Source organism: Vibrio sp. Evd11, assembly GCF_900382755.1.
GTDB lineage: Bacteria > Pseudomonadota > Gammaproteobacteria > Enterobacterales > Vibrionaceae > Vibrio > Vibrio lentus.
The window spans coordinates 19,435-30,532 of the sequence record NZ_OSDX01000051.1 but is presented as its reverse complement, the minus strand read 5'-3'; the positions used below and the strand labels follow the sequence as shown (position 1 = coordinate 30,532).

General features: G+C 44.8%; 7 protein-coding genes and 1 pseudogene. 3 read left to right on the top strand and 5 right to left on the bottom strand.

What is annotated here, in order from left to right; all coding sequences use genetic code 11:
* Nucleotides 1–280 precede the first annotated feature (280 nt).
* Both ltrA and ED652_RS18105 read left to right on the top strand, forming a co-directional pair.
* Complete coding sequence (gene ltrA, locus ED652_RS18115) at nt 281–1,753, top strand: group II intron reverse transcriptase/maturase (RefSeq protein WP_122055701.1); 1,473 nt, start codon at nt 281–283, stop codon at nt 1,751–1,753.
* Between the two features lie 110 nt (nt 1,754–1,863).
* Nucleotides 1,864–2,076, top strand: a pseudogene (locus ED652_RS18105) (OmpA family protein); the annotation flags it as partial.
* 265 nt (nt 2,077–2,341) lie between these two features.
* On the opposite strand, the gene nhaA reads toward ED652_RS18105, so the two are convergent.
* The 5 genes from nhaA to ED652_RS18080 form a co-directional block, all read right to left on the bottom strand.
* Complete coding sequence (nhaA, locus tag ED652_RS18100) at nt 2,342–3,505, bottom strand: Na+/H+ antiporter NhaA (protein WP_029223633.1); 1,164 nt, start codon at nt 3,503–3,505, stop codon at nt 2,342–2,344.
* A gap of 273 nt (nt 3,506–3,778) precedes the next feature.
* Nucleotides 3,779–4,915 carry a lipocalin-like domain-containing protein gene (locus ED652_RS18095; protein ID WP_102338765.1) on the bottom strand — a complete coding sequence of 379 codons (1,137 nt, stop codon included), beginning with the start codon at nt 4,913–4,915 and terminating at the stop codon, nt 3,779–3,781.
* Between the two features lie 2 nt (nt 4,916–4,917).
* A complete protein-coding gene (locus tag ED652_RS18090; RefSeq protein WP_122055700.1) occupies nt 4,918–7,371 on the bottom strand; it encodes an ABC transporter permease in 2,454 nt (817 codons plus the stop codon).
* Entirely contained in the window at nt 7,352–8,023 is a 672-nt protein-coding gene (locus ED652_RS18085; protein WP_017108235.1) for an ABC transporter ATP-binding protein, read from the bottom strand. The genes ED652_RS18090 and ED652_RS18085 overlap by 20 nt, the downstream gene beginning before the upstream one ends.
* Nucleotides 8,024–8,145: 122 nt before the next feature.
* Complete coding sequence (locus ED652_RS18080) at nt 8,146–9,519, bottom strand: MATE family efflux transporter (protein ID WP_122055699.1); 1,374 nt, start codon at nt 9,517–9,519, stop codon at nt 8,146–8,148.
* Nucleotides 9,520–9,615: 96 nt separating this feature from the next.
* Here ED652_RS18080 and ED652_RS18075 point away from each other — a divergent pair, with 96 nt between their 5' ends.
* Complete coding sequence (locus tag ED652_RS18075; RefSeq protein WP_122055698.1) at nt 9,616–11,088, top strand: DUF2867 domain-containing protein; 1,473 nt, start codon at nt 9,616–9,618, stop codon at nt 11,086–11,088.
* Nucleotides 11,089–11,098: the final 10 nt, after the last annotated feature.

Sequence of the window (11,098 nt, the reverse complement as noted above, 5' to 3'; positions counted from 1 at the left end):
AAATTATTTTGAACCCTACTATTGTAGGACTTAGGGTTGGGGAGTCCAATTATCTAAGCTGACATTTTACGTAACATACGGAACAGGGTAAGCCTGTATCACTCCCTTTGGGAAAGCCTTTGTGGCCGATAGTGATGCAGGTATAGGAGGTCGGAAAAAGCTAAAGCTGTGTTGTAATGATGCAGATACAGACTTATGTCTGATCACGAAAGTGAGCCCACTTCCGACTGGTCTCCCATTGCGAGAGAATTTGAAGAACTTAATTCAAGGAGAAAAGCAAATGGTGATCTCGAAAGAGATTAGTGCATCTTCTGACGGCGCTCAATGGCAGTCCATCGACTGGAAATCCGTTGAAGCACACGTATTGAAGCTTCAAATGCGTATCGCAAAAGCAACGAGAGAAAAGAAACACAGTAAGGTGAAGTCCTTACAGTGGCTCTTGACTCATTCTCGCTCAGCCAAGCTTCTTGCGGTTAAGCGAGTCTCTCAGAATAAAGGCAGTAAAACGCCTGGAATAGACGGTGTCATCTGGAACACAGATGTACGCCGTATGACAGCAGTCAATCAACTGAGCCGCAAGGCTTACTCTGCAAAACCACTCAAACGTATCTACATCCCCAAAAAGAACGGTAAGCTCAGGCCATTGGGTATTCCATGCATGATTGATAGAGCGCAACAAGCCCTCCACCTTCTAGCATTAGAACCAGTGTCCGAAACGCTTGCCGACCTCAATAGCTATGGGTTTAGGCCAAATCGCAGCACGGCTGACGCCGCCAGTCAGTGTTTCAAATGTTTGGCTCTAAAGCGATCAGCGAAATGGGTTCTTGAGGGAGATATTAAGGCTTGCTTCGACAAAATCGGGCATCAATGGCTTATGGACAATATCACGGTAGATAAACGTATGTTAGTGCAATGGTTAAAGTCTGGCTATGTGGATAAGGGTCTGTTCTATGATACCGATGAGGGTACACCTCAAGGTGGAATAATCTCTCCAACCTTGATGCTAATGACTCTCGCGGGAATAGAGCAACAAATAAAATCTACAGCCCTGAAAAAGGGTGCTAAGGCTAACTTTATCGGTTACGCGGATGATTTCGTGGTTACTTGCTCTTCAAAGGAAGTGCTAGTGAACGACATCAAACCGTTGATTGCTGACTTTCTGGCAAAAAGAGGGCTAACCCTCTCCGAAGAGAAAACGAAGGTCACTCATATTGATGATGGCTTTGACTTTCTGGGTTTCAATCACAGGAAGTACAAAGGGAAATTGCTCATTAAACCGAGCAAATCCAACACGTTGTTATTCTTGAGAAACCTACGTGAACTTATTAAAAAGCACGCAACCATCCCTGTTAACGATCTTATCAAGTTGATAAATCCGAAACTCAGAGGATGGGCGAATTACTATCGCCACTGTGTTGCTAAACAAGTATTCGGGTATGTCGGCCACAAACTATTCCAAGCGCTATGGCACTGGGCAGTTAGACGTCATCCAACCAAGTCCAAAGACTGGGTTGTTCATAAGTATTTTCTTAATCGTAAAGGCCAGTGGCAATTTCACGGTTGGCAGAAAATTATGAACATGGACTGTCACTTCAATCTGTTCCAAATAGCGAAAGTGCCCATCGAGCGACACGTAAAAATCAGGAATGCAGCGACCCCTTTTGACCCTCAATACCAAGAATATTTGGTGAAGAGAAAATCTAAAAGGCTAGCCCGTAACTCTTGGAAAGAGCCAGTCCCGACTGCGTTATAAGTTGCTGGGTATCAATGATGCCTTAGTGGAGGCTTGAGCCGTATGCAGTGAAAGTTGCACGTACGGTTCTTAGAGGGGCGGCACTTGGTAACAAGTGTCGTCTACTCGACAAGAAGCGTGCTCACAATGTTGAAGATGAATTATTATCAAACGGTATTGAACCAGACCGAGTAAGAATCGTCGGCTATGGTGAAGAACGTTTAGAAAGTGATGGTGATGACCCGACTTCACATGCGTTAAACCGTAAAGTAACGGCAACTGTAGTCGGTCTAAGCGAACAGATCGTCGAGGAATGGACCATCTTTACTACACTAGAGAAATAGCGTGACATTGTCACAGCAGGTCTTGTGCTTAGGTTAAAGATTGTTTAGTTGAGGATTGTTGGTATGGATATGGAAGAACCCGTTCTGCTATCAAAGAGAGAACAACAAGACTCACTGTAGGAGCACAAGATCAATAAAGCCGTGATAGGGTTACCTATCACGGCTTTTTGTTCTTTGTCATCACATCAGCCTCAGTAGTAACTCATGTGATCAATTCTTGTTGTTCATTAAGTGGGCTGGCTTGTTTAAGCGAGCCCATTACTGATTATAGTTTTACTTCTTGCTGCTTAGTCTTCGGTAGAGAAATACTTAGCAGGAAGTAACCCAGTATTGCTGCTGTCGTAGAGCCCATCAAGATACCTAGTCGAGCGAACGTATCAAATTCTGCGTTCGTTGGACCAAATGCCAGTGAAGAGATAAAGATAGACATCGTAAAGCCGATACCACACAACACAGAGACTGCGAAGATGTTCATGAAGTTCACGCCTTCAGGAAGCTTAGCTATGCCCATTTTCACTGCGCCCCAGCTGAATAAGAATATACCCAGTGGCTTACCAACCAGTAGACCCATCGCGATACCCAAAGGTAGCATTCCGGTTAGGCTTGATAGAGAAATACCTTCCAATGAAATACCTGCGTTTGCAAATGCAAAGATTGGCAGGATGGCAAAAGCAACGTACGGGTGCAATGCATGCTCTAGGTGTTTGAGAGGAGAACGTTCTCCTTTGTTACCCTTGAGTGGAATAGCAAAACCAATCACTACACCAGCCAATGTTGCGTGAACACCAGATTTCAATACTGCGAACCACAGAATTGCACCGACGATCAAGTAAACACTCAACTTAGTCATATGTTTAGCATTCATCATAAACAGGACACCTGTTGCGATAAAGCCAACCGTTAGAGCAAGCGTTGAAAGATCACCTGAGTAGAACAAGGCAATGATAACAACAACACCAAGGTCATCGATAATTGCTAGAGCCAGTAGGAACACTTTCAAGCTAACTGGTACACGATTACCAAGTAGCGCCATGATACCCAATGCGAATGCGATATCTGTTGCTGCTGGGATAGCCCAGCCTTGTAATGCTTCTGGATTGCCAGAGTTGAATAGCACGTAAATAAGTGCAGGAGCTAGCATACCGCCCACAGCTGCGATAGCTGGGAAGATTGCTGTCTCTTTAGACTTTAATGCGCCTTCTAAAAGTTCACGCTTAACTTCTAAGCCGATTAGAAGGAAGAAGACAGCCATGAAGCCATCATTAATCCAATGAGATACAGACATACCAAGAACGTAGCTGTGTAGAACGCCTTGATACATTTCGTTCAGTGGTGAGTTTGCTACAAACATTGCGATCGCCGCAGCGATGACTAGTATGATGCCGCCAGCAGATTCCATTTTAAAGAAGTCACGGATGACGTCGGTCATGATTTCGCCCTTATATTTATTATTTAAATAAACGAATAACAAAGAATAACCACGAGTGTATAGACAAGCCCAATCGATAGATAATCACTTCTTTGGATGTTTAACTTCGGTTTTTCCTACAAATACTAAACAATACGTCGTATATTCCATAATATTTTTACGTATTATGAATTAAGTATAGATGAGAACCCTAAAGCTGTATGCAGATTTAATTCAAGTATGGAGGGTGCTACAAATATAAAAAAGGCTATCAAATGATAGCCTTAGGTGTATTTAGTAACCAGTGAGTTGCATGAAGCCTGTTGCTTCATGACTGCCACTTGCCATGATTGGCCCTTCCCAATACGGAATCACAAAAGGAAGCCACATATCTCGCCGTTTGATGCGTGTCGTAAGGTTGATATCGTGTTCAGGGACGTTAATTATCCATTGAAGAGGCATTCTTCGCCCATTAAGCAACGTTGTATTCTGCAAAGGCTTAATAGAAATGTCGGATTCAGTCAGCTGAAAAACCTTTCCTGAGCGAGTGGCAAGAGTACCAAATACATAGGGCATCTGCTGATTGTGGCGGTAACGATTGACGCTCAACGCTGTACCGTCATCTAAATTAAAGACAAACCAATCCCACCCTTGTTGACCCACGCCAAGTAAGCCACTTCCCCACTCTTTATGTACCCATGCCGTTCCTTCAACTTCCTTGGCAACGCCATCGAGTTGCAATGTACCGGTCAAAGATAAGAAAGGTGCACTAAAATTGTAAGAAGCGACAGGCAATAAGTCGTGCTTTTTCTGATAGCCATTGTCGCCATTGAGCACATAAGGCCCTTTCGCAACCGTATCTAACTCAAGACCAAAGGTATCCGTATTCACTTGGAGTCGCCCCGGAAACGGCGTGTTACCTAGCGCTCGCCAATTCCAGTTATCAATCCAGATTCTAAAGGGACTGTTGGTCATTCCCGCCTGACCAATACCGCCACGCGCTAAACGCTGCTCTTTCCACACTTTAGAGTCAGAAGAAATGACGACATTTGAAATATAGATTTGTGGGCTTTGCCATCCTGGCGTTTCACGTTCATCCGTTGCGATGCGGAAAAAGCTCCACTGCACCGAATACTTCTTTCCGTCACTCCCTTTTAAAGAAGCGAAGTAATGCCACCACTCATGTTGGAACTCAGGGTGGAACTGGAAATCATGTGGTAGAGAAACGCTTCTGTCAGGCAATACAGGCTCAAACACATTAAAGTGCTCACTCACTAATACTGAATTAACCTCGTTAATGCCCTTATCACCTACGTCAACAAAATAGGAATAATAAGCCCACACGCCAAGGAGTGCGCCGAAGAAGCTGATCAGTAGAATAGAAGAGACAAAACGATGTCTTAGTTTTTTTGAGCCATTGCGTTGAAACATAATTAAAGCGCATCCCTCAATGACTTCATCGGCGTATTTCGGATCATTCTCATCACTGGTAAAGCACCAGCGAGCATTAATGCTGCCATCGCCCACGCAAAAGTCACTAAGTAATCCCATGGAATCACTTGTAACTCGAGCGACCACCCAAAAGACTGCTTAATAACGATATCAACGATCAAACTTGCTAACGCTAAACCCAATGGCACCGCAATCAAAGATGAAATAAGCCCGAACACAAACAACTGTAGACTTCCGGTAAATATCAGCTCTTTAGCTGAAACCCCTAAACAACGCTGAAGTGAAATATGCCTTTGACGAGAGACTTCACCCGCGACGGTCGCGAAGAAGATACCAAATACAGCAATCACTAAGGTAATGTTACCCAGTGTATCAGCAATAGCAAAGGTTCTATCGAAGACACGCATTGCTTGGCTGTGAATATTGTTGTTATCAAAGATACGTTCAGACCCTAGTCTGAAGACACTTTCCAAACGACTGCGTAAACCAATGGCATTCACGTCGTCTTTTAATATAACGCCTAATCCAACATTGCCCCGGCCTGCAAAGCCATATAGCCAATTGCGATGCGACATCATGACCTGATGGTACGGATTACCATAATCATAATAAACGCCGACAACCTGCCAACCAGAGCCAAGACTGTCGTGCAGATCAATATAGTCGCCGGGACGAATACCCAACTTGAGAGACATTGATTCGCTGATCAACACCCCTTTAGAATGATGTAAATGATACCAATAGTTTGGAATACCTAACTTGATAGTCAGCGCTTCTAGCTCACCTTCTGAAGGCCCAGTACTGACTACTTGGATACTACCCTTAGCAGAAGAGACATCTTTTTCCCAACGCCACCACACTGAATCAACTTCAGGCTGTTCTGACAACCAGTTACTCATGCGAGCAGCCGCGTTGTTGGTCGGATAGATATAAAGGTCTGCGGCCAAACGTTGAGTTAACCATTTATCGGTGGTGTCTCTAAAGCTACCGACCATGGTTTCAACGCCAATATTCGCTGATAACGCCAGCATAAAGGCCATGGTAGCAACACCACGGTAACTCATACTTGATGCTGCATCAGCGAAGAACCAACGAGCACGAACCCAACGTAATGAATAGGACAAGCTATTGAACAGCTTCCACATCAAGAACGGCGTAAACAGAGCCACACTCACGAGCATCAACGCGATGATAGCAAAGCCAGACTCTTGCGTTTGTGGCGCTTGATAAACGGCTACAGCAGCGACTAAGAAGCCACAGCCAATCAATGCCTGCCAAGTAAATTCCGTACCCGCAAAGCGCATCAAAGATAAGCGTGATGACAAACGAATAGGTTGAGATTTAAGTAAGCGAACCAACGGCCAAGTGCAAGCTAGGAAGGCACCTAATAAGGCCATCATTAAGCTATAACCGCTCCAGCGCCAATTCCAATTGATGGTTAACCCCACATTGGCATCGTAAAGGTCACCTAAGCTTGAAGACACGGCAGGCAACAGTTGGTTGGCAAGCATGACACCGAAGATGTTGCCGCACACCCAACTCACTAGCACTAAGATCAAGAGTTCTAAACATAGAGCTTTAGCCAGCTGCCAACCGGACACACCAGTCTGCCTTAATATTCCTACCAATGGCTGACGTTGAATAAATGACAGTGACATCGCTTGATAGAAGATAAACAAGCCCACGACAAACGACAGCATGCCCATCGCGGTTAGATTTAAGTGGAAAGCACTGGTTAGAGATTCCAATTCAGCTTTTGAACTGCGAGAAATCGTCAGTCCATTAGGCAACATATTCTTAAGACGTTCTAACTTCTCTGGTGGCATATCTGAACAAGCAATAACAGACAGTCCAGCGCTACGTTTCAACATTCTTAGCAGCGAGATATCTGCGATCAATCGCGTGCCGTTAATGAGGTCGTTTTGATCAACAACAACAGGCCCAAGTTCAGAGCCATCAAGAAGAGGAATATAGTCACCATTCTTCCATTCCATATGTTCAGCAAGATCATCGCTGACAAGGATTGGATACGGCGGCTTCATGAGGTTTAATGTTGTAAGATCTTTTAGCGCAACGCCAGGATGCAACTGAAGCATAGACACTGGGTCCAAGCCAATAAGCATAAAGTTTGCGCCATTTTCATCAGTGATACGGTGGTGATCAAAAGGAGAACACTGTTGAAAGCCTTCACGGCGTAGCTGGATGTAAAAGCCTTGAGGAATCTTATTGGCGTTATGCTTGGGACGAATACGATATGGAAGAGGATTCGAAAACAGTTTTTCACCGTGAGCATAGCTCTGCTTGGCGTGCTGATTGATTGCGGTAACACCAACCAGTAATGATACGCCGAGGGTTAAGCCAAGCCATACCAAAAGAATCTGAAGTGGGTAACGTCGATAATGACCGAGTAGCGCCTTAACTACGGGCCATAACATGCAGTTGCCCTCCCTGTAGACGAATACGTCCGTCCATATGCTGTGCCACTTTTTCACTGTGAGTAACCAGCAACAAAGTACATTCCAGTTCACGAGCTAAAGAGGTCAGCAAGCGCATTACTGCTTCAGCGTTACGTTCATCTAAACTACCTGTCGGCTCATCAGCTAATAGGATTTTAGGTTCCATGTACAAAGCACGAGCAATGGCCGCACGCTGTTGTTGGCCACCAGAAGCTTCTTCAGGATAACGTCCAAGTAAAGGCATAAGATCTAAAGCAGAAAGGATTTGTCGCCAAAGCCCCTTGTCTTCAGGTAAACCTTTTAATTGACGGCAAAAACGAATGTTGTCGGCAATATTAAGCGTTGGTAGCAAGTTGAATTGCTGGAAGATATGACCGATGTTGTTTCGACGATAAGCAGTACGATTACGTTCTGTCGAATCGTGCATATTGAAGTTTGGGAAAGCGATTTCGCCTGAGTCTGCTAAGTCTAGACCCGCAATAAGATTCAGTAATGTACTTTTACCAGAACCGCTTTCTCCCATTAATGCTAGCTGGTCACCTTGGTTTAATGTTAATTCAGCACCTTGCAAAACGGGGTGAAACTCCCCCCCGTCGACATAGCCTTTACATAGGTCTGACAGCTTTAACATTAAACAGCTCACATTAGTTAGAATTTGGAAGGAGAATCTACACTAATTCCCTGTTAGGAGGAAGTATTTTGAAAGATAGATCACATGCCAACGATAAAGTGATGCGATTGGTGCGCCCTACTTCAACTTCCTATTAAGTTTTTAATCCATTTTCTTGTTTTCATACGATAAAGTGACCCACCCCACTTCAGCACTTCTTCAGTGAGGAAAAGCAGATATACCCACTCAGGTGGAAACTTAAGGTAGATAGCAGCGATCGCGGCTAGCGGGATACCGATCACCCACTGAGCAATCACATCTTGATAGAGACAGAACTTCACATCACCACCCGCTCTCAACACACCAACAATGACAGTCAGCGGTACCGAGCGAATAACAATACCCACGCTGAGAATCAGAATGAACTTTTCTGAAAGCGCTCGGGTTTCCTCTGTCAAAGCGCTAAAGGCGTTCAGTATTGGCGTTTGTACGAAGTAGAGGAAAATCGCGACCACGATACTGGTCAAGAAACACAAAATCGTTAAACCTAGTGCTTGATAGTAAACCGCTTCATTGTTCTTCGCGCCAAGTTGGTTACCCACCAAAACAGCCGCTGCATTGGACAGACCAATCAATAAACTCAATGAGATAGATTCGACGGGTGTCATGACTGAAAGCGCAGCCAAACCTTGAACACCCGATTGTCCCATGATCGCGTGGTAAGCAAACAAGCCACCCGCCCACGCTAAGAAGTTAAACGTAGTTGGCAAAGACAACTTCAAGAAACGAACGACTTTCTCAACTGTCGCAGCCGCTTTGATATCACAAAATTTAAAAGCTAATAGGTGTTTAGAGAAATAGAGGTAGCCATATAAGGTTGCTACTTCAATGGCGCCGCTCAGTACCGTCGCAATCGCTGCGCCTTTGATTCCAAGCGATGGAAAGCCCAAATTACCAAAGATCAAGACCCAGTTTAAGAACACATTAGAAAGGATGCCAATACCACTAAAGAAAGTGCTTAACCCAGGTTTGTGCATCGCTCTCAAACCTACCGCCATACTACTGACGCACGACACGGCCAGCATGCTAAATGAGGTGATGACGATGTATTCAACGCCGAGACTGATGACCTCTTGAGAGTCGGTCGTCACACCCATGATTTGCGCAGGAAAAGACACGAAGAAAACAATGGTCAGCAACGCAAACAGTGTTGAAACCAACCAAGTTAACGCCGTACTTTCTCTGACGCCTTGCTTATTGCCAGCTCCCCAATATTGCGCAGTCAATAACGCACCACCAGTGGTGACACCCACCAGCATAATGGTCGTCACAAACATAGCACGGCTCGCAACCCCCACAGCCGCAATGTCTGCTTCCCCAAGCTGACCTAACATCAATACATCGACTAAGCCTCGGCTTGAGAACATAATGCTCTGTAAAGCAATAGGCAAAGCAATCGCAATAAGCCTACGAACAAAATCACCTCGAGTGTGATGAATAATTGAAGAGAGCAACATAGAGAGACCTAAACGGAACGTATTGATGAATAAAGATAAATATCGCGCTATTATATCAATGTTCGGTTTTTAACCACAGATATAAATGGAGTAACAATGAAGAAAGTACTGGTTTTAGGCGCTTCTGGATATGTTGGTTCGCAACTCCTCCCTCTCCTGCTTGAGCAAGGCCATCAAGTCACAGCAGCAGCAAGGCATATCGACTATTTAAAAGCACGAACCGAGCCTCACGACAATCTCTCACTCGTGTATCTTGATCTCGCAGATCAAGCTGCAACTCAAGCGCTCGTCCCTGATTTTGACCTTATTTTCTTTCTCGTGCATGGAATGGCTGAAGGCCACGATTTTATTGACTACGAATTGAATCTAGCACGTAACTTTGTTTCGGCTCTTGGGCCAAAGAATCAACACGTGATCTACTTAAGTTCACTTCAACCTCAGACAGCAGACTCAGAACATTTACAAGCTCGAAAGAAAACCGGTGATCTGCTGCGTAGCGGCTCTGTACCCGTGACAGAATTACAAGCGGGTGTGATTATTGGTCCCGGCTCAGCAGCATTCGAGATTATGCGAGACTTTGTTTACAACCTACCCATCATGATTGCGCCAAAATGGGTTGATTCCAAAGCGAATCCAATAGCATTACAGAACCTAAACCACTACTTGCTAAAACTCGCACACGACACGCCAAGTGACAATCAAACCTTCGAGGTTGGCGGGCCTGATATTGTCTCTTATCGAAACCAATTTGCACACATTGCTAAGACAGCGGATCGCCCTCTTCGACTCTGGGCAACATCGCTACTCACACCGCAAATTGCGTCTTATTGGTTAGGCGTGGTGACCTCTGTCCCATCAAATATAGGCAGAGCGCTTCTCGCGGGCTTAAAACACGACTTTATTGCCAGTTCGACCACCATTAGAGAAAAGTACCCTCAGAAGCTTATCTCGTTCGAAAACATGGTTGAACAAGCTATTCATTCTGAAGGTAACTTCGTAAAAAGTAATGTGTGGGGCTTTGACAAAGCAGCCTTTAAGCGCTGGCAAGCTGGCTATGGTTATTACCCTAAGAAAACAGGTGCAAGTATCACGTCGACAGCATCATTAGAATCGCTTTGGCATGTTGCTCAGCAAATAGGAAGCCCGAAGCAAGGTTACTTCTTTGCTAATGCTTTATGGCGCACACGCGAATGGTTAGATCTTCTCTTTGGCGGCGGTGTACCGGTTCGAAACATGCCGGAAGGACCGACCCTAAAAGTCGGTGACAAGATTGACTCTTGGAAGGTTATTCGCTGTGAAGAGAATCAGTTTTTATCCCTACTTTTCGGAATGAAAGGCCCAGGTTTAGGCCGACTAGAAATTACCGTATCTGACCACGGAGATGCTCGTGAACTGAATATTTCAGCTTGGTGGCATCCGAAGGGCTTTCTAGGGTTACTGTATTGGTTTGCGATGATGCCAGCCCACCTGTTTATCTTTAAAGGCATGGTAAAGGCAATTGAGAAACAGGCCAAAGAAGCAGATAGAAGAATGGAATCAAATTCGAGTAACGAGATGCGAAAAGAATAAAATCAGGCGC